This window comes from Paenibacillus sp. J22R3 (assembly GCF_056269305.1).
On sequence record NZ_JBWDNS010000001.1, the window covers coordinates 1,268,503 to 1,288,092 of the forward strand.

19 protein-coding genes and 1 pseudogene are annotated in these 19,590 nt (G+C 51.2%); all 20 read right to left on the bottom strand.

Going from position 1 to position 19,590, the window contains the following annotated elements; translation table 11 throughout:
- Positions 1-479: 479 nt before the first annotated feature.
- Positions 480-965: a DUF1572 family protein gene (locus AC0YN4_RS05760; protein WP_475835383.1), complete on the bottom strand. Its 486-nt coding sequence runs from the start codon at positions 963-965 to the stop codon at positions 480-482.
- 22 nt (positions 966-987) lie between these two features.
- The gene (locus AC0YN4_RS05765; protein ID WP_475835583.1) at positions 988-1,407 is read right to left on the bottom strand and encodes a GNAT family N-acetyltransferase; all 420 of its coding nucleotides are present in this window, start codon (positions 1,405-1,407) and stop codon (positions 988-990) included.
- A 126-nt stretch (positions 1,408-1,533) separates the two neighbouring features.
- Positions 1,534-1,923: pseudogene (locus AC0YN4_RS05770) on the bottom strand (GNAT family N-acetyltransferase); the annotation flags it as partial.
- A gap of 25 nt (positions 1,924-1,948) precedes the next feature.
- Positions 1,949-2,347 carry a GNAT family N-acetyltransferase gene (locus AC0YN4_RS05775; protein ID WP_475779622.1) on the bottom strand — a complete coding sequence of 133 codons (399 nt, stop codon included), beginning with the start codon at positions 2,345-2,347 and terminating at the stop codon, positions 1,949-1,951.
- Positions 2,348-2,369: 22 nt separating this feature from the next.
- Entirely contained in the window at positions 2,370-2,813 is a 444-nt protein-coding gene (locus AC0YN4_RS05780; RefSeq protein ID WP_475779621.1) for a GNAT family N-acetyltransferase, read from the bottom strand.
- Between the two features lie 137 nt (positions 2,814-2,950).
- Positions 2,951-4,372: a HAMP domain-containing sensor histidine kinase gene (locus AC0YN4_RS05785; RefSeq protein ID WP_475835384.1), complete on the bottom strand. Its 1,422-nt coding sequence runs from the start codon at positions 4,370-4,372 to the stop codon at positions 2,951-2,953.
- 2 nt (positions 4,373-4,374) lie between these two features.
- On the bottom strand, positions 4,375-5,043 hold the full coding sequence (locus AC0YN4_RS05790; RefSeq protein WP_475779619.1) for a response regulator transcription factor: 669 nt from the start codon (positions 5,041-5,043) through the stop codon (positions 4,375-4,377).
- Positions 5,044-5,119: 76 nt separating this feature from the next.
- Positions 5,120-5,881 carry an SDR family NAD(P)-dependent oxidoreductase gene (locus tag AC0YN4_RS05795; RefSeq protein ID WP_475835385.1) on the bottom strand — a complete coding sequence of 254 codons (762 nt, stop codon included), beginning with the start codon at positions 5,879-5,881 and terminating at the stop codon, positions 5,120-5,122.
- A 108-nt stretch (positions 5,882-5,989) separates the two neighbouring features.
- Positions 5,990-6,412 (bottom strand): ribosomal maturation YjgA family protein, encoded by a 423-nt coding sequence (locus tag AC0YN4_RS05800; protein WP_475835386.1) that lies wholly within the window; start codon positions 6,410-6,412, stop codon positions 5,990-5,992.
- Positions 6,413-6,446: 34 nt separating this feature from the next.
- Complete coding sequence (locus tag AC0YN4_RS05805; protein WP_475779616.1) at positions 6,447-7,547, bottom strand: DUF3900 domain-containing protein; 1,101 nt, start codon at positions 7,545-7,547, stop codon at positions 6,447-6,449.
- A gap of 120 nt (positions 7,548-7,667) precedes the next feature.
- Positions 7,668-8,477: an aminoglycoside adenylyltransferase domain-containing protein gene (locus AC0YN4_RS05810; RefSeq protein WP_475835387.1), complete on the bottom strand. Its 810-nt coding sequence runs from the start codon at positions 8,475-8,477 to the stop codon at positions 7,668-7,670.
- Positions 8,478-8,693: 216 nt separating this feature from the next.
- The gene (locus AC0YN4_RS05815) at positions 8,694-10,790 is read right to left on the bottom strand and encodes a HelD family protein (RefSeq protein WP_475835388.1); all 2,097 of its coding nucleotides are present in this window, start codon (positions 10,788-10,790) and stop codon (positions 8,694-8,696) included.
- 234 nt (positions 10,791-11,024) lie between these two features.
- Complete coding sequence (locus AC0YN4_RS05820) at positions 11,025-11,315, bottom strand: DUF1294 domain-containing protein (RefSeq protein WP_475835389.1); 291 nt, start codon at positions 11,313-11,315, stop codon at positions 11,025-11,027.
- A 13-nt stretch (positions 11,316-11,328) separates the two neighbouring features.
- Positions 11,329-13,869 carry an ATP-dependent helicase HrpB gene (gene hrpB / locus AC0YN4_RS05825; RefSeq protein WP_475835390.1) on the bottom strand — a complete coding sequence of 847 codons (2,541 nt, stop codon included), beginning with the start codon at positions 13,867-13,869 and terminating at the stop codon, positions 11,329-11,331.
- 143 nt (positions 13,870-14,012) lie between these two features.
- Complete coding sequence (cobS, locus tag AC0YN4_RS05830) at positions 14,013-14,819, bottom strand: adenosylcobinamide-GDP ribazoletransferase (RefSeq protein WP_475835391.1); 807 nt, start codon at positions 14,817-14,819, stop codon at positions 14,013-14,015.
- Position 14,820: 1 nt separating this feature from the next.
- A complete protein-coding gene (locus AC0YN4_RS05835) occupies positions 14,821-15,492 on the bottom strand; it encodes a bifunctional adenosylcobinamide kinase/adenosylcobinamide-phosphate guanylyltransferase (RefSeq protein ID WP_475835392.1) in 672 nt (223 codons plus the stop codon).
- A 39-nt stretch (positions 15,493-15,531) separates the two neighbouring features.
- Complete coding sequence (gene cobT, locus AC0YN4_RS05840) at positions 15,532-16,590, bottom strand: nicotinate-nucleotide--dimethylbenzimidazole phosphoribosyltransferase (RefSeq protein ID WP_475835393.1); 1,059 nt, start codon at positions 16,588-16,590, stop codon at positions 15,532-15,534.
- 14 nt (positions 16,591-16,604) lie between these two features.
- A complete protein-coding gene (locus tag AC0YN4_RS05845) occupies positions 16,605-17,390 on the bottom strand; it encodes an ABC transporter ATP-binding protein (protein ID WP_475779608.1) in 786 nt (261 codons plus the stop codon).
- On the bottom strand, positions 17,387-18,427 hold the full coding sequence (locus tag AC0YN4_RS05850) for a FecCD family ABC transporter permease (RefSeq protein WP_475835394.1): 1,041 nt from the start codon (positions 18,425-18,427) through the stop codon (positions 17,387-17,389). The genes AC0YN4_RS05845 and AC0YN4_RS05850 overlap by 4 nt, the downstream gene beginning before the upstream one ends.
- 1 nt (position 18,428) lies before the next feature.
- Positions 18,429-19,439, bottom strand: coding sequence for an ABC transporter substrate-binding protein (locus AC0YN4_RS05855; protein WP_475835395.1), 1,011 nt, complete (start codon positions 19,437-19,439; stop codon positions 18,429-18,431).
- Positions 19,440-19,590 lie beyond the last annotated feature (151 nt).

Consider the following 19,590-nt stretch of genomic DNA (forward strand, 5'->3'; position numbering starts at 1 on the left):
GTGACATTCGCTGGCAAACTGATTCACTCCAATCAAAGTTGAAACTGCTGCTGCATATCGGGTTATTTGTAAGCAGGATGAATAGATTTAAGTCTGTATTTGTCCCCGAATCTCTTTTCATAGGAAATGATGTAATCCTTGTTTACTTCAATTAGTTTTGAAATGTCTATAGGTATCTCTATTGTTCGTTCTCGTTTCCCTAAATTCACTACAGTGATCTCATCTTCACTGACTTGTTTAACTCTAGCTAGCTCGTAGGTAGAAGATGAATACAAATTCCAAATCATAACTATGATTGCAACAGTAAATACAAGTACGATCAATCTTCTAATTGATAATATCACTACACATCCTTCCCGCCATACCGATTTGCGGTTCCTTCTTAGGTTTCATGGATGTTCCTATCGTTTCAAGGTCTTCCTTGAGAAGCGGTCTATGAGCATACATCGTGTTAAATCTCCTTCGGCGACGGATTCAACTTAAGACTTGTTCTTCTTCGGGATCGATGTCGTTACATACTCCGTATCTTTGATCATCTTTGCAATATAAAATACTTGTCCCAGATGTTCCGAGAAATGAGCGGCACATTGAATAAGCACTTCCAGATGGGTTCTTTCCTTGTTTCTTACGACCTGCGTTTTGTACCAATCTTCTTTCGTTAAACCTTTAATCGTATCAATCGTGAACTGAAAAGTCTCATGTGCGATAGCGAGGAGTTCGTGTTTCGTTCGATACAAATCTTCAAATTCTTCATCTCTGTTTCTCACAGCGTTACGGTCAAGAATGCCGTTCAAGATTCTTTCATTAATGTTGCCGTTGATATGTACGATCAAATTCGCGATACTATTGCTTACATCATTCGGTCGCCAATTGACTTCATCATCATTAAGCTGCTCGAGAACGGAGAGCATCCGTCGCTCGATTTCTTCGAATTTGCTTATTAAAATGCTTTTGATTTCTTCCATGTAAACACCTTCTATCCGGAAATTAGTCCAGGTCCTTCTTATAGTAATAATGTTTATTGCCTTCCGGAGCATTCTCGATAATTCCAATTACCTGATATCCGTATTTCTTATAGAATTCGGGGGCTTGGAAACTGAACGTATTTAGCTTAATAAACGTACAGTCCTTCGCTCTTGCGATCTGCTCTGCTTCTTCCAATAGCTTCTTACCAAGCCCTTGCCCTCGTCTGTCGTCTTGAATCCATAAAATATCAATTTCCATCCAGTTCCAACAGACCGCACTGTTAAGCCCCGCAATAATCTCGCCCTTATCATCCTTCAAGCATAAATTAACTTCTTCATAGCGGCCATTTGGCACATGCTTAGCATTGAACTCGATTAATTTATTTCTCACATAGGCTGCATCATCCGCTGAGCCTATTAGTATCTGGGGGGTGCTCGCCAAACTCTCTACCGCGAGATTCTCCCTCTTATTGAGTGATGAGAACGTCTGAATCGGACCATTCCAGTCGGCTTCCTTGATTTCCTCATAAGCTCCGTTCGTGTAGCCGTCTACGGTCTTCCTCCAGAAAGCTTTTGCAGGTACATTCGCTTCGATTTGAGCCACTTTCCACCAACCCGGGAAGCGATTAAACAGCTCGTATGCAGCAGATTGTCCGACTTTCAGTCGTCTATAATTTTTCAGTACAAAAAACTCTGCCATCCAATAGATCTTCTCATGCTTGTCATTGATGCCGAGCTCTCTCACAAGCGCAAACCCTGCCAGCTTGTCATCCACTTTGATGAAGAAAGGGAATCTTCCCTCTTCCGTCCAATAATGATCGAAGTATTTATACTCATACAACCCTTGGGGATTGAGATCATCCTCCGGAAAAAACTCGCTAAAATCGTATCGATACAGCTCCAATATATTGCGCAGAATGGATTTCTGCTCGTATTCAACCTTTTGAATGGTGATCATGTGAGGGGCTCCTTTTATTCTGAACTTACTTTCCCGAACTCTCCAACCTCATATATACACTTCGTTCTTTAAACCCCAGTGACTTCCAGAAATGATGAGCTGCCTCATTCCAGTGCATGACTTCTAAATCCATTTCCTTGGTGTTTAAACATTCAGTCAATTTCACGAAAGCCAATTTCCCGTATCCGTTTCTTCTATCCTTCCTGCATATAAAAAAGTGCCTTAAATAAAGCGGCGACTGACTATGATTAACCAGTGCATAACCTCTAACCTCATCGCTCGCCACAAACTTATATGCTATATAGTCCGTTTCAATGAAATGCTTCATTCGATCCTTCAATTGCTCAATATCCATCGTGTTATCGTGTTTCTCATCTTCAATAAGCTGTTTATTTAGTGCGGCAAGCAGCTCTAAATCATCCATTGTGCATAGTTGGATCCTAAGGTTAAATTCCATATCGATAAGTCCTGATGATTTCCCCATTAATAATTTGACCGTTCTGCCTAAAGCCTACAGCTTCATACAGATATCCAGCCTTTTCATTGTCCGGTTTGTGACCGATTAGTACTTCATCTATGTCTTCCGTTTCCTTCATGTGTTGGAGTAATTGTTTCAATCCTGCTTTGCCGTATCCCTGCCCTTGATAGTTCTCGTCGATCATATACACGTAAATCCAATAGCGACCGTCATCTTGGTCCCGACAATACATGCTAAATCCGATGACAGTTTCATTGTTATAGATCGCTACAGGTTTTAGATGCTCCTCGTATTTGGATTCGGCGATTGAATAGACGATGGGAACGATAAATCGCTGCCCATTCTCTTCACTAATTTGAAGCTGTGTGCAGGCAAACCAGTTACTTCTATTTACTTCTTGAATCGTTATCATCCTTTAAACCCTCATCTCAATGGTAAATAAATACTCTACAAGTATCCTCCCAGTATAACAGCCATAGGAAAAACTGGAAATAAAAAAGAAGCCGCAACCGTCACATAATGACGTCGCAACCTCTCTTCACCCAGTCCCTATTGTTGCTTAACCGCTGCATCCGGCAGGAACACCGTAATGGTAGTCCCGCTTCCGGGTTTGCTGCTTGCGGTGACCGTCCCGCCGTGCATCTCGACGATTCGCTTCACGATGGATAATCCAAGTCCGCTGCCTCCAGCCATACGGCTGCGCGCTTTATCCGCCTTGAAGAAACGCTCGAAGATGTGAGGAAGGTCCTCCTCAGAGATACCCACGCCATTATCCGAGATACAGACGCTCGCTCCGCCGTTTGTCCTCTTGACTTCTATTGAAATGCTGCCGCCTTCCGGCGTGAACTTCATGCTATTGGCGAGCATATTCGTCCACACCTGCGATAGCAGTTCTTCATCTCCAATAAAAGTGACCTCTTCATCCAGATTCACATCCATGAGCAAATCTTTTTCCGTCCATACCGGCTCACAGGCCAGAATCGTGGATCGCAGCTGCTGATCAAGCCGGAAGGGCTTCATCCGCATTGGCTGCTGATCCGCCTCCAATGTAGTGAGCTTCAGCAAGTTATCGCTCAATCGGGAGAGACGAACACTCTCGGTCTCGATAATACTCGCGTAGTGCTGGCGCTGTTCTTCTTCCAGTTTCGTTTGCTGCAATACGCGCGCGAAACCTCGAATGGACGTCAGCGGAGATTGGATTTCATGCGACACGTTGGAGATAAACGTTTGCCGCATCTGCTCCATCTGACTCAGCTCCGCAGCCATATCATTAATGCTATGGGCCAGCTCACTGAATTCACCGCGCATTTGCTTCGGCAATTTAATCGTGACGGAGAAATCCCCTTTCGCCATTCGACGAATCGCGGAAATATAGAGATTGAAACCTTCCCTTTGCTTCCAAGGTCGGCCAATAATAAACAAAATGATAAACAAGAGCAAGAAACCAAGGAACACCGTAAATAGCTGCTGCCACAATCCGGCGTACATGCTCGGAGCTACTCGTTCAGCGAAGAGAGCGTAGCGTTTGCCGCCAATATCAACAGGTATGCCCACCATTGCAAGCCCCTTGGTAAAAAAATGGCTGCGTTCCACATCTTCGACGCTTCCTCCGCCAAGCACCTTAGTCGTATAATCCCGTTCAATCGTAGTCTCGACAGCTTTGCCGCCACTATCATGCAGCTCACCGATACGCTTCTCATCACCGGCAGCGTCCACCATAATAAACCGATATCCCTTGCTGCTCGACAGCGACTCCAAGCCGCCGTTCCATTCCGATACTTGCTCTCGGTTAGCTAGTGTAATGGCGATAAGCTCCACTTCATGAAGCATAGCCGAAGTCACGGCGGAATGATTCCGCTTCTCTTTCGTATAGGAAACAATGGTGAAAGCAACCGTATAACACGTATAGATGGCGGTATTCATCAACAAAACACCTGCTAGAACCATGAGGAATCTCTTCCATTTCGGCATGACTATACCTCCAGCCGATAACCAAGGCCACGTATAGTCTGAATGCGAAACCGGCTCTGTTCCTCGGGAAACTTCTCGCGGAGACGCTTAATATGAACATCCACCGTTCGCTCATCGCCTTCGTAATCGTAACCCCAGAGCTGTTCGATCAACTGCTCGCGCGCGAAGGTTTTGCCTGGGTAACTTGCTAATTTGAACAGCAATTCAAATTCCTTCATGGGCAGGGTCATCGTGGAATCTTCAACCGTCACCGAATAGGTTGACCGATTCAATATAACGCCGCCGGCTTGCACCGTTTGTGAAGTTGCAATGCGATAACGCTTCAGCAGCGCCTTCACTCGAGCCACCAGCTCAAGCGGTTCGAACGGTTTCACGAGGTAATCGTCTGCGCCAAGCTCGAACCCTTTTACTTTCTGGCTGGTCTCTCCTTTTGCCGTCAGCATCAGAACAGGCAGCTCCATTCCATCGCGTATCTCCTTGCACAGCTCCCAGCCATCCATGTTCGGCATCATTACATCCAGAATGACTAGTTGTACCTGCGTGGATTCAAGAACCGTGAGTGCTTCCCTCCCGTCGCCCGCTTCCACGATCTCAAAGCCTTCCGCAGCGAGCAGCAGCGATATCAGTTCACGAATATGGGGATCGTCATCAACGATAAGCAGTTTGGTCATGGTGATCATCTCCGGTCTATGAATTACTCGTTCATGCGCTTATTATAAGGCCGTTCCATGAACAAAATATGAACAGCTATCGCTCATTCGCGAATGCGCGCAGAACGCTCCCGCTCTGATGTGACTCTCCCAGCAATCGAATCAGCTCTGCCGCCACCTCTGCTGTGGAACGCAGTTTTCCTTGCTCATAGCTAGTTTGGAAGAAGGTTTGTAGTGGAAAATCCATCTTGTCCCGTCCACGAGCAATGGTTTGCATCTGAGTATCGGTCATACCGGGATCAAACGCAAACACATGTACCGGATTCGTCTCATCCCGCTGCTCATCGGCAATACACCGTGTCAGCATATTGAGTGCCGCCTTGCCGCTGCAATACATACTCATGGAAGGTGCCGAGTATTCGGCAAGACCTGAAGTTACATTGATGATCGTTTTGCGGCGGAGCGTCGTTAAGGCACGTGTATGGTGAATAAATCGGCCGCAGAGCAGCATCGGTGCCAGTAGGCTTGTCTGTATATGCGCAGCCATTTCCGAAGCGCTGATGGCGTCAATCGGTTTTAACGGCTCCAGCATCGCGGCATTATTAATGAGCAATAGTTCGCTTATTTCTGGATCACCATTAATTTCCTGAAACAATTGATTAATCGTTTGCTCCAGTGCTTCTGCATCCGCCACATTAACCTGTATAGATATGAATCGGTCCCGTCCAGCGAGCAAGCTTGATTCCGATCGTGATAATCCATAAACCTCATAGCCATCCGTTAACAGCTCCAGCGCCACTGCTTCACCGATTCCTCGCGACGTACCCGTTACGATTGCAACTGATTTTCCCCGATTCATGACAGTCGTCCTCCCTGGGATCATTTTCCTCTATTGTAGCGATCTAAGGATAACCTTAGCAACCTGCCTACCCCTCGGACAATAAAAAACGACCTGTAAGCACAATGCTTACAGATCGCCCTTATATGCGACATTCTTGTTCCTTCGTCGTCCGCTGTTCGCACGGAGACCACTATCAATTCCATATACGATAGCGATGCCTACAGTATATCGAACTAGATCGATGGCAAGAAATCCTTGCCCCAGCACCAATCCGCCAATGACCGTCGAGCGCAGCGTATGAATCCAATCTGCCTGATACAGCTGACTGAATTCAATCGCCATACAGAATAGGAAGCTTATACCGGCTGCAATCGAAGCGCGTTGTCGAACCAAACAGGCTCTACAGCCAACATAGATCATACCTGCCCAAAGGGCATCGCCGGCGTGATCCGCAACAAACCTAGGCAGGCGATCTCCGAAGTGCCGAACGGACAAACCCAGGACAATAAGCACCACAGCTGCGATGAAATAGGAGATACGACGACTCATCCCAAGCCCCTAACTACCTTCATAATAATCGGTTTTAGTATGGCAAATCATGCTTGCTCGTATCGGCCTTTTCTTTCTTCCGTCCGACCACTTCGAGCACTTCCAGCAAATCCGGCGGCTGCAGCAATTCGACCGGTGACATGCTGCGATCGAATTGGAACGCATCCCCTTCAATAAGTGCAATATAACGGCCGTTATAGGTTGCAAAATGAATCGATTGCCCAAACTCGGCAAGCGGTCCTTTAATAGAAACATCGCCTAATTTAAACGCTACACTTAGGTTCGGCTGTTGCTCGACCAGACGCTCCGCTGCGGCAACAACCCGCTCCTGATCCCAGGACTGCTGCAGCTCCCTTTTCTCACTAGCCGCCCAAATTTCGAACTGATTCTCTTCTTGCTGCCGCTCTTCACCCACATGCCCCTGCCATTTATCTTCCATATACTCATGAACCATCGTTAGCATCTGCTCGCTCATAAGCTCAGGCATTGCCTTCTCATAGCTGACAAAACGAAGAAAATCCTCAAAATATCGGGCATGCGACGCTTGATGAATCTTCAGCTCCCACGGCTCCAGCATGCCGTCCTCCGGCATGAATGGATATTGAATGGACTTCATATTACGTGCGCTGATCGCCATTTCGACATGCGAAATCAGGTTATGCTCATCCGTAATTCTGGCGATTTTCGGCTCAAAATCACATTTCAATACGAAGATCAGCGGCTCATCCGTGTGACGATTCGGCGTGGCATGCACCACCAATAAAGCACCGCCTCGCACAGCGGCCGCTTCCATATAGAGGCGAACGAGCTCATCGGCGAAGCCGTGAAACTCTGACGCAGAAGCGGAAGCACGGAGCCGCTGAAACGTATTATAGTTCGGATTGCTGTCCAGCTCGTAGCCGGGCTCCACGATAAAACGGCCGATTTTGGTCGGCGCGCCTTCCGTGCTTGGATGACGATCTGCCTTTCTTTTACAGATACGCGTGAATTCCCCATCCAGGAAAGCCTTCAGCTCGCTCTCTGCGTAATCATAACGATCCAAGGTTTGAAAATGTTTAAACGTCTTCGCTGCGCTGTTGTCGCCGCCTTCACCTTGTATAACAAAAAACGATAAATATTCAACGATAAAATCCATCCGGTATGTGAGCCCCTTTAGCTGATGTAATCTGCGAACCCGTCAGTCAAGCTGACACTCAAGACATTAGCATAGCATAATTCGACTCAGGCTGTCCTGCCGAAAACCGTGTTCGGACTATTAGAAATGATATTTCGAGTTGCTTTCCGCAATCGTAGTCAGCACAAATTGCAACACCTCTTGTGCACGTTCGAGATCCGTGTTGTACAGCGTCCCCTCGACACCGCCGCCGCTGCGAATCTGAACAGCCTCCCGTAGAACGCGATGCCACCGACTTTGCTCCTGCTGCTGCAGTAGATATTGACCCGCTTCAAGCTTCGTAATCATGCTGCGGTGCTCCATGGTGTAGACAATTCTAGCGAGTGTCAGCACAGCGAAATCGATCCATTCTTCATCCATATAGAGCTCTGCTCGAGTGGCTTTTCCTGCCCAGTAGACGTTCAAATTATAGTTCATAGCCGCGCGAATTTCATCCCATTCCGCGACGATATCGAGTTCAGCCGCTTTAGGGCCAAATACCGCAATGCCGTGATCCCTCAAAATCCATGCCGATGTGGCGTCAACATAGCCGGTATGCAAGCTTTGTTTCCCTCCGTGGGTCAGTCGAGGAAAAGTCTCCCCAGCCGGTTCCGCTTTCTTGCTCAGATGGAACAAGCTCGTATACAGCCCTTCAACCGCCAGATGAAACGGATGCATGACATGTAATTCCTCATGTATAGCCGTGATCTTCGCATTGTCTTCCTCGTCTACGACAGCTTGATTTAACACGACAATGAAGTCTATATCGCTCTTCATGCTTTGATATCCGCCTAGGGCAATCGAGCCTTGAAGATAAAGTCCATGCACGAGATGCGGCACATGCAGGCGAAGCAACCGGCCAAAATCGTCCATCAACGGAATTAGTTCATCTGGAATCTTGGATTTGTTCATGTTCTTGCCCGTGTTCATGGTTCACCCATCCCTTCCTTTACGCCTTGCAGTTTAGGAGCTTCTCTCCACATACTATCGGCATTGCTCCCCGGCAAAAAGAGAAAAGTTGAAACATTTTCTTTCTTATTTTGAAGATGGTGGCGTAGGCGTAATCGTCGAACGAAAAAAGCTGCCCCCTGTCATCAGCAGATGACAAATGGGACAGCCCTTCCACAATCACAATACAGCAGCTACCGGCTCGGAAACCAATGATGTTAACTCGCCGCAGTAGAGCAGCTTTAACTTATGCAGCGCGCGAGTACACGCTACATAGAGCAGTTTGGCATCATTGCTGCCGAAGCTGTCTCCGTCTGCGTCCGCGATCAGCACCGCGTCGAACTCGAGGCCTTTGGACAAATACGCAGGAACGACGGTCAATCCGCCGCCGTAGGCATCTTGCTTACTTTGCACGAGTGAAGCTGCAATGCCTGCTTCAGCAAGCTTACCGGCAATCCCCTCGCAGGAGCGTGCCGTTCTGCCAAGGACGGCCATCGTCCGGTAATGGCCGGATTTCTGCCATTCCTTCACGGTTTCAACGACCATCGTCAGCCGCTTCTCATCGGTGGAAGCGTTCGTTACTTCCACCATTTCGCCGCTGCGGAACACAGGAACAGCCGGCTTCACGCCGGTCCCCATCGCTCCGAGAACCAGGTTCGCGAAATCGATGATTTCCATCGTGGACCGATAACTCCGATCGAGCTCAAAATAGCCTGTATCGTCATCCGGCAGCAGCGAAGTCAGCTCCTTCCAGCTATGAATGCCGACATAGCCGTGAATCCCTTGCTGCAAGTCCCCGAGCACCGTCATCGACGGCTGTCGCTGGCACTGTTTCAGCGCTTCAAGCTGGAACGGCGAGTAATCCTGCGCCTCATCGATGACGATATGATCATACGGCGAATGCTCGAAGCCGAACAGCCGCAGCTGAATATATACAAGCGGCGCCAGATCCTCCGGCTGAACGAGTTTCTGCTTCAACGCTTTGATCATCGCTGCAGTGCTCTTGGCAGGCAGCAGCTCTTGAACGGCCGGCTCGCGCAGCAATGAGCTGTACAGCTGCGATGCCGTATACGAAGGAATCTTCTTCGCATAGGCATTCAGCTTCGTACCCAGCTGCGACTTCAGCTTGCTGTCAGTCAGTCTGCGTGTCTTCCATTCGGACTCCAGCCAGCGCTTGAGCCGACTAACCAGCCGGCTGCGCCGCTTCATATATGGCTCGCTTGCATCGTCCGTTGACAGCCACTCGACGATCATGGCCGGCGTTACCTTCCAGCCGGGCATCGGTTCGAAGGACTGTTCCGGAATAAGCGAAGCTTCGGTCAACGCCAGCTTCTCATCAACCAACGCCTTGAAAGCCAAACTTCCCTTTACGCGACTCGGCGCATGCTCCATTTCTTCCCGCGTTCTCGGTTGCTCGAACCAATACACGAAAGGATCATAAGCCTCATCCAGACGAACCTCATGCTGCAGCTGCTCCTGCGCCCAATCGGCAAAAGTAGTCTGCAGAATGTCACCAACGCCTAGCTCCGGCAAGACACCGGAGATATAATCAAGGAACATGCGGTTCGGAGCGAAAATAACCATGCGCTCAGCTCGGATAGCGCCTGCATAACGATACAGCAGATAAGCTAGCCTGTGCAGCGCAACGGTCGTTTTTCCACTACCTGCAACCCCTTGAATGAAAACAGCTTTATTTTTATCCGTACGAATGATGCGATCCTGCTCCTGTTGAATCGTCGAGACGATATCGCGCAGCTTATTGTCTTTGCTCTCACCCAGCCGATAGAGTAGAAACTCATCAGTGACGGACTCTTCTTCCTGACCCCGCACGTAGCTGTCGACAACTCGCTCTAGCTTTCCATCTCGGACCATCAGATTGCGTTTGAGATGCACCGTACCTTCAACATCGCCATCCGGCGATTCATACGTAACAGGCGCTTCTCCGCCGCTGAAAGCATAGAACAAACTTGCCACCGGCGCGCGCCAGTCGACGACCAACACTTCATTCGACTTCTCATGGGCAACGCCTGCTTTGCCGATATAGAGCGGCTTCGGAGCAGGATGCACCATCTCTTGAAAATCAATTCGGCCAAAATAAGGCTCTCGCTCGGCCACCTCCAGCCGTTGCTGCCGCTGTTCGCGCTGCAGCTCCAACATTTGCTCGGTGAAATCATTGCCGGTGTAGCGCGGTCCGATTTCGCGAAGCTGTTTGCGAATTTGCAGCAGCACTTCGTCTACGCGCGCAGCCTCTTCTTGAAAGGCACTTTGAACGGTCATGTCAGTTACCTCCCTCTGCGACTGCAAGCCGCTTGCATTCGATGCAGCGTATTAACAGCTCTCACCGTCCATACCCCTTAGGCTTACCAGGAGGCGGCGAAAGCCGCATTCGCATGCGGCTTGGTCTGAAAATATGTGATAATAGCTATGGCTCCGGGGCGGAGCACGAGTGACCACTATAGCATAACCAAACCGTCCGAGTCAATCCATCCCATTTTAGACAGGATTCGACTGTTACAGCACCGTACGGAGCAGCCAAATCGCAACAACGATATGCAAAATGAGCAGGAGCGGCAGCCCGACAGAAAATGAAGGATGCTTCGTCTTATGACGGAACATCCGCATGGCGATGAACCCGCCGATCGCTCCGCCAATGGCGCTCATTCCAAGCAATCGGCGTTCGGGGATGCGATGTCTGCGATCGCGGACAGAGCGCGTTTTGTCAATTCGCATTAAGGCGAACACGTACACATTAATAATGATGAAATAAGCTAGAACGAGCTTGTCCAGTAATGTCAGTGTCATTCAGCAGACCTCCTTAATTCTTAGGGCGTGGCTTTGCGCGGTTAGTCGGTTCTGCCTCGAGCGGATTATCCGGCCAGTAATGCTTCGGATAACGCCCTTTTAAATCCTTCTTTATTTCAAAATAAGCATGCTGCCAGAAACTAGCCAAATCCTGCGTCACCTGTACAGGACGCTGAGCCGGAGAAAGCAGATGGATCGTCAAAGGCAGCTTCCCTCCTGCGATGCGTGGCGTTTGCTGCAAACCAAACAGCTCCTGTAATCGAACGGCGACAAAAGGCGCTGCAGGATCGCTGTAATCGACCGGAATCCGCGAGCCGCTCGGCACGGTAATATGCGTCGGTACTTCCTGATCGAGCTCCGAGCGTTCCTGCCAAGTGAGCAGCGATTCCAAGAGCGTAACCATAGACAGCCGCGACAGATCGTTGCGACTTCGCATACCGCCAATATACGGTGAGAGCCAATCGGACAACGTGGCAATTAAAGCCTCACTCGAAGCATCAGGCCAGCTGCTATTGTGCGTATGCATAAGCGCAATCCGTGCTTGCAGCTGACGGGCCAGCTTCGACCAAGGGAGAAGCTCCAAGCCTTCTTCAACGATACCGCTAAGCAGCGCTTCTGCAACAAGAGTGGGATCCGCATCTGTGAGCTGCATTTCTTTGAGGATCAGTGCACCCAGCCGCAGCCTGCGCCGTGCCCGCACGGACTCCGTCTGGCGATTCCATATTACTTCCGTTTCCGTCTCGATCTGATCGGCAAAATCATGCTCAAGCTCCGCTAACATAATCGGCGCTGCCAGCTGAATACGGCTGTCACTCCCGCTATCCTCCAGCTCCGCTGCAGCCAGATAGGCCGAGCCCGATAACTGCTGCAGCTCTTGAATAGCTGCGCCTCGGCCGCTGCGGAGCAGATAGCGGCCATCGCTGCGGCGCTGCGCGATGCGGTCGGGATACGCCAGCGCGAGCAGCAAGCCGCAGCTGTCGACGGGCTGCGGCGCCGTATCTTGGATGCCCGCTGCGCGCATCCATTCTCTCGCCTCCGCTGCGATGCGTTTCACCGCAGCCTCGTCCGGCTGCTCGCCTGCGGCCCGCCCGTGCAGCGCATCCAGGCGCAGCCGCATGTCGATGCTGCGCGATTGGCGCAGCAGGTCGCGATCGCTCAGCAGTGCCGCGAGCTCGCATGCGAGGCGGCCAAGGCCGAGCTTCTTGGCCTGCAGCACCATATGCGCCAGCCTCGGATGCATACCAAGCTCCGCCATCTCACGGCCGTGAGCGGTCGGCTTCCCATCCGCGTCGACAGCTTCCAGCTCGCGCAGCAGCTCCATCGCTTGCGAATAGGCGGCCGCCGGCGGCTTCGTGAGCCAGGCCAAATCTTCGCCCGGATCTGCGATTCCCCAGATCGCCAGCTCCAGCGCGAGCGGCGCCAAGTCGGCACCGAGCAGCTCCGGATCGCTCTGCGGCTGCAGCTGGTAATGGGCTTGCTCCGTCCACAGCCGGTAGCAATAGCCCGGCGCCTCCCGCCCGGCACGACCGCGCCGTTGATCTGCGGAAGCGATGGAGACAGGTACCGTCTCCAATCTCGCCATTCCGGTCCGAGCCGAGAATCGCGGTACGCGGCTTAGTCCGGCGTCCACCACGATTCTCACGCCGCGCACCGTGACGCTGGATTCCGCAATCGACGTGGCGAGGACGATTTTGCGCATGCCCGGTGCGGAAGGTGGCGCGACGGCACGATCTTGTGCCTCCGGCGACAGCGCGCCGTAGAGCGGCATAATGGTGAGCGACTCCGCTCCAGGCAGTGAAGAGGACGATTGAGCAGCTCGCAGCAGCCCTTCGACTCGCCTTATTTCACCGGCTCCGGGCAGGAATACGAGGGCATCACCTTCATGCTGACGCATCGCCTCCATTACAGTCCGCGCAGAAGCATCTTCAATTCTGCCGGATACAGGCTTAGCCGCGTAGAAGGTCTCAACCGGATAAGCGCGACCTTCACTCACAAGCATAGGCGCGTCACCCAGCAAAGAGGCGACAGGCTCTGCTTCCAGCGTAGCCGACATGACAAGCAATCGAAGCTCCTCACGCAGGACGGACTGCGTTTGCAGACAGAGCGCCAGCCCTAAGTCTCCGTGCAAATGCCGCTCATGGAACTCGTCAAAGATAACGAGTCCAACGCCTTCAAGTGCCTGGTCCGTTTGCAGCATCCGCGTCAGAACGCCTTCTGTGATAACCTCAATGACGGTATTCGGTCCGACTTTGGTATCCATTCGCACGCGATATCCAACCGTTCCTCCCACTTGCTCGCCGAGCGCTGTTGCCATATAACGAGCGGCTGATCGAGCCGCCAAACGCCGCGGCTCCAGCATGAGAATTCGCTGACCTTGAAGCCACGGCGCATCCAGCAAAGCAAGCGGTACTCGTGTCGTCTTCCCCGCGCCAGGGGAGGCAACGAGCACAGCAGAAGTCCTTTCTTTGAGCACTTGCCGCAGTTCAGGCAGAAGCCCGTCAATCGGAAGCGGCTCTTGAGCACGAACCGTTCGATTGTGATTACGTTCGTTCATCGTTTGTTCCCCTGTCTCTCAATCTCATATGTCCTATTATAGGGACTTTCCGCTTTCACCGTCAAAATTCGCAACTTGAACAGAAAGAAACCGAGTGCGCTCAACGCCCTCGGTTGCAATCTTTGCATCAACTCATAACTCCGTTAAACCACAACCAGCATCAAACTAAACAACAGCAAGGCTTCAATCATCTCAACCATTGCCCCGTACGTATCTCCTGTCAGTCCGCCCAGCTTGCGTGACAGCCATACACTGAGAACAACGCCAGCAACAATCGTAATTACGCCTTGCAGGAGCAGCATCCTTAACTCTAACTCTGGATATGCAACAATTCCAGCCACGGCAACAAGCAACAGCTGCAGCAGCACGGCCCCCGCAGCGTGGCGTATGCTAACCGATTTAAACAAAGCCGCCATCCCTTCTTGCGGTCTTGCGAAAGGCCATCCAATCATCGCCATAACTACCCATGTTCGACTCCAAGAACAAGCAAGAATCACGAGTGCCGCTACGGTACGCATATTCAGCTCTGATCCAACCATCAATTCTGACAAGACAGTAAACTTGAACAATAGCAATAATACTGCCGCAAGCACACCCATGGCGCCAACTCGGCTGTCTTTCATAATCTCCAGCATGCGCGCGCGAGATCGGTGACTCAGTACGCCATCCGCAGTATCCATCATGCCATCCAGATGTAAGCCGCCGCTCAGCATAATCCAGACGATTAGCAGAATAACAGCTGCCGGCATCGCCGGTACCGCACCATGAAGAAGAGTCATCGCAGCGGCGACTATACCGCCAACGATTGCACCAACAAACGGATAATAGACGACGCTGCGTGCCAGCATCTGAGGAGTGAATGGAATGACAACCGGCACGGGTATCCGTGTCAACAGCTGCATCGCCGTTCCGAGCGCTTGAAGCTGTACTTTCATGAATCGAATAAGCACGCTAATCCTCCCCCAACTCAAAAGCATGTGCCTTCAAATCAAGCGGGATGCCGGCCACCACCAGAAAAGCCTGCTCAGCGCATGCAGCCAGCTTGCGGTTCATTCGCCCTGCCTCGTCGCGGAATCGGCGTCCGAGCGGATAAGCAGGTACGATTCCGCTGCCTACTTCGTTGGTGACGAGCAGCAGCGTACCCGTAAAGCCGGATACAGCATCGACAAGTCGATTGACCTCTGCTAAGAGCGCTTCGGAATCATATCGAAATGATTCCCCATCAGTAGCGTCAAACTCACCGAGTCGGAGCATCTGATTCGTCAACCACAGGGTGAGACAATCGACAAGAACGGCAGGACGCTCATGAATTTGACCTTTGATTTGTCCTTTGATTTGCCCCCCCACTTGCCCCTGCTCTAGTCCCTGCACTCGCCCTTCAACCACAGCTTCCGCCTCAAGTCGTTCCAGCAGCTCCGCCACCTCGTAAGGCTCCTCAATCGTTTGCCAAGCAAACTCCGACAGCGCACGCGATTCCCGATGATGGTCGGTCCGTTCCTTCATCTCCTCATCCCAAATCTGAGATGTGGCGATATAGATGCCCCGCTTAGCCAGCTTCTTCGCATAGGCTTCGGCGAAGCCGCTCTTCCCGCTCCGAGCACCGCCGGTAATGAATATCGCCATGTTCTCCCCCATCTCTTGTCCAACAAGCATTGCAGTCCGCTACTCGCGCGAAACCCCGGCGCTCTCGAACGTAGCCATCTCTCGCATCACGCGAAGTGCTGCATCGACCAAATGGAAGCAGAGCACAGCCCCCGTCCCCTCACCCAGCCGCATATCCAAATAAATCATCGGCGATAATCCGATCTGTTCCAGCAGCTTGCGGTGTCCTTGCTCTTGCGAGAGATGCGAGCCGATCATATACACCGCCGATTGTGGTGCAATCGAGGCTGCAACAAGCGCTGCAGCCGAAGAGATGAAACCATCAATAATAACCGGGCAGCGACTAGCCGCTGCACCGAGGATGACGCCGACTAATCCGGCAATCTCAAGCCCGCCTATTTTGGCCAATACGCCAATCGGATCGGAAGGAGAAGGCATGTTGCACGCGATTGCCCGATTGACCACATCAACCTTATGCAAACGACGCTCTTCATTAATTCCTGTGCCAAGTCCTACTGCCTCATCTGCCGACATGCTGCCAAGCACAGCACATAGCGCGGCACTTGCAGTCGTATTGCCAATTCCCATTTCGCCGGTAGCAAACATGCGATACCCGTCAGCAGCAAGCTTTGTCGTCAAATGATAACCATCTATGATAGCCGCGACTGCTTCATCACGCGTCATCGCCTGCTCTTTTGTCATGTTCGCGGTGCCCTTGCGGGTTTTGCACGTAATCAAGGACGGGTGCTCCAAATCCGCATTCACGCCCATATCCACACAGTACACGTCAGCGCCTGCACCTCTGGCAAGGACGTTCACGCATGCCCCGCCTGAGAGAAAATTCAATACCATCTGAGGCGTTACTTCAGCGGGAAAAGCACTTACACCTTCCTCGCACACCCCATGGTCGCCAGCCATCACAATAACGGCCCGTTTTGATAAATCGGCTGTAACTTCGCCCGTTATGCCTGCTATTTGCTTAGCGATTTCCTCCAGCTTCCCTAAGCTGCCGGGAGGTTTCGTCAAATTATCCAAGTGAAGCTGGGCTGCTGCAATTTGTTCCACATCGAGTGGTTGAATACGTTCAATTAACTCCATTAAATAGTTTTCGTTTTTCATGCTAACTCTCCTTTTCACCCCGGCTGTACGCCTGATTGCAATAGAATTTGCGGAACACCGGTATCCGGATGCGGCAGCACGATGGATCTGGCACCGAACACCGTTTGAATGAGCTCAGGTCGAATAACCTCCGAGGGAGATCCATACGCTTCGATGCCTCCATCATGCAGTACAAGCAATGCATCACAATAATGTGCTGCCAGATTCAAATCATGCAGCACGGAGATGACCGTCAACCCACCCTCCCGCTGCCAATTCTTCACTGTATCGAGCAGCTGTATCTGATACCCGATATCCAGATAAGTGGTCGGCTCATCGAGCAGCAGCAGCTCAGGCTCTTGTGCCATAACTTTGGCCAATGCAACACGCTGACGCTCGCCTCCACTCAGTTGATCGATCCGTCGATGCTGCAGTTCAAGCAATCCCATGGAGCCAAGTGCATCTTCAACCACATCGCCGCTGCCGGAAGTTTCCTCTCCCAGCCAGTTCTGATATGGAAAACGCCCCATTGTAACAACCTCGCGCACGGTAAAACCAACCGAAGGCAATCCGCCTTGCTGCAGCACGGCAACCCATTTGGCCAAATCCTTGCGTTTATACGCACTAACAGCCCGATCCCTTAACAGCACTTCGCCTGAAGTCGGCAGCTCCATGCCTGTCAGCAGCTGGAGCAGCGTAGATTTACCGACGCCGTTCGGACCGATAATGCCATACATACGACCTTCTTGCATTGAGAAACTAATCTCGCGCAGAATTTGCTTATCCCCAATTATTTTGGATAATCGCCTTGCTTCGATCATGTTTGCGACCCTCCCTGCAGTACCTTACGCCGATAGAGCAAATAGGCAAAGAACGGTGCACCGATAAGCGCCGTCACAACGCCAAGCGAGATTTCCTTTGGGCTTAGTGCAGTTCGAGCGAGCGTATCCGCCCATAAGAGATAAATAGCACCGCCTACCGCAGACAGCGGAATAATGAAACGATAGTCCGGGCCGACCAGCAACCGAAGGAGATGAGGCACTACCAGCCCTACGAAACCGACTACGCCCGCAATAGATACCGCAACCGCGGTCAAAAATGTAGAAACGATCAGAACGATCAGCTTCGTGCGCTCGACGTTCACGCCTAAATGCGCGGCATGTCGTTCGCCCAGCACGAACAAATTGAGATGCTGTCCATAGCGGATCATGACCGGCAATCCCACGATAAGAAACGGCAAGATCAGCCGGACGTGCTCCCAGCTGCGAGCACTTAGACTGCCCATTAGCCAGAATAAGGCTTCGTTGATAACGCCTTGCGACATCGACACCATGAACGTCACGAAAGCGCCGAGAAAGGCTTGAACGATTACACCGGACAAGATTAACGTCTCGACATTAATCGCTCCTCTTGCTCGGGAGAGTGCAAACACAATAAAGAGGGTAACGATCCCTGTAGTAAAAGCGACGAGCGGAACCGTCCATAAGCCGATTACCTTCTGGTAGCCGAATACAATCATGAATGCCGCGCCTACCGAGCACCCCGTTGCGACACCCAGTGTGAACGGATCAGCAAGCGGATTACGCAACACACCTTGAAATCCGGAGCCGGCAAGTGCCAAACAAGCGCCGACAAGCATTGCTAATACGACTCTTGATAATCTTAGCTGTGTCACGATTGCGATATCGCTGGCATCATAGAGACCGCTCGGGTCCTCCATCCACGGCAACTGATGAATCAATATTCCCCAAACGCGCAGTAGCGGCAATCCGGATGAGCCAATCGACAAACTGACGACGACAGATACAGCAAGAAGGAGCATCGCTGCTCCTCCATAAACAACAAGCTTTGTTCTCATCTTACTTGAACAGATCCGGATGCAGCTTCTTCGCTACCTCCAGCAGCCCATCGGCAAGTCGAGGTCCGACCCGGGTCAACGGATCCTGATCCACTTCAAACACCTGCTTATTCTTAACCGCATTAATTGTTGCCCAGCCAGGTCTTGTTTCTATCCCGGTTAGGATAGGATTGGTCTCACCTTCAGCGAGAGTCATGGACGCATAAATGATCTGATCCGGATTCGATTTCACGACCGACTCGGGGTCAATCTCGTACCAGCCCTGCTCGCTGGCGACGTTAACGCCTCCGGCGAGTGTAATGAGCTCATCCAAGAACTCTCCTTTTCCGACTGTCCAGCCAGGTGCGAACTCCAGATACACATTCCGTTTCGGCGCATCTTTAACGGTGTTAATAACCTGTTCTCTAACTTGCTCCATATGAGCCGTAACTGCTGCAGCTTGCTCATTCTTATCCAAAATTTCACCGATCTGCTTCACCTTCGCTATGACAGCATCGTACGTCTTCGGATCTGTAGCAAACACCGGGATTTGGAGCGAGCGAAGCTTATCGACAACGGCACTCCCCATGGTATAGGAGGCGAGCACAAGGTCAGGTTTCAGCGAAACGATTTTCTCAATATCGGCGTCCATATCGCCGATCTTCGTCACACTCTCCGCTTCCTTGGGATAGTTAGAGTAATTGTCTACCCCAACCAGAGAAGCCCCGGCATCTATGGCATAGACGACCTCAGTCTCACTGGGCAGCAATGAAACAATGCGCGCAGGCGCAGACTGGAATGTGAGCTCAGTTCCCGTCACATCCTTCAACGTCAGCGGGTATACGGAATGTTGTTGCTGTGCGGAGTTATTCGCAGCAGCTTGCTCGGTTGCATTGGCCGCATTGCCAGCGCTGCCCGCATTACCCGCATTCTCAGCAGCTTGATTGGCGTTATTCTTACCTGAGCCACAAGCAGCTGTAATCAGCAGCACTGCAGCCATAGTTACGAGTAATACAAGTTTAGTTAATGGCATTAATTTAGATTTCATTTGAATCATTCTCTCCCCATTCTATAATTGCGTACAACAAAAAAAAGCATTTCCGACTTCGAGCGTCAGAAATGCTTACGTTCCGTAGAACATCAGCGGGCAATAAACGGTTGCCCATCTCCAACACCTCCCTAAG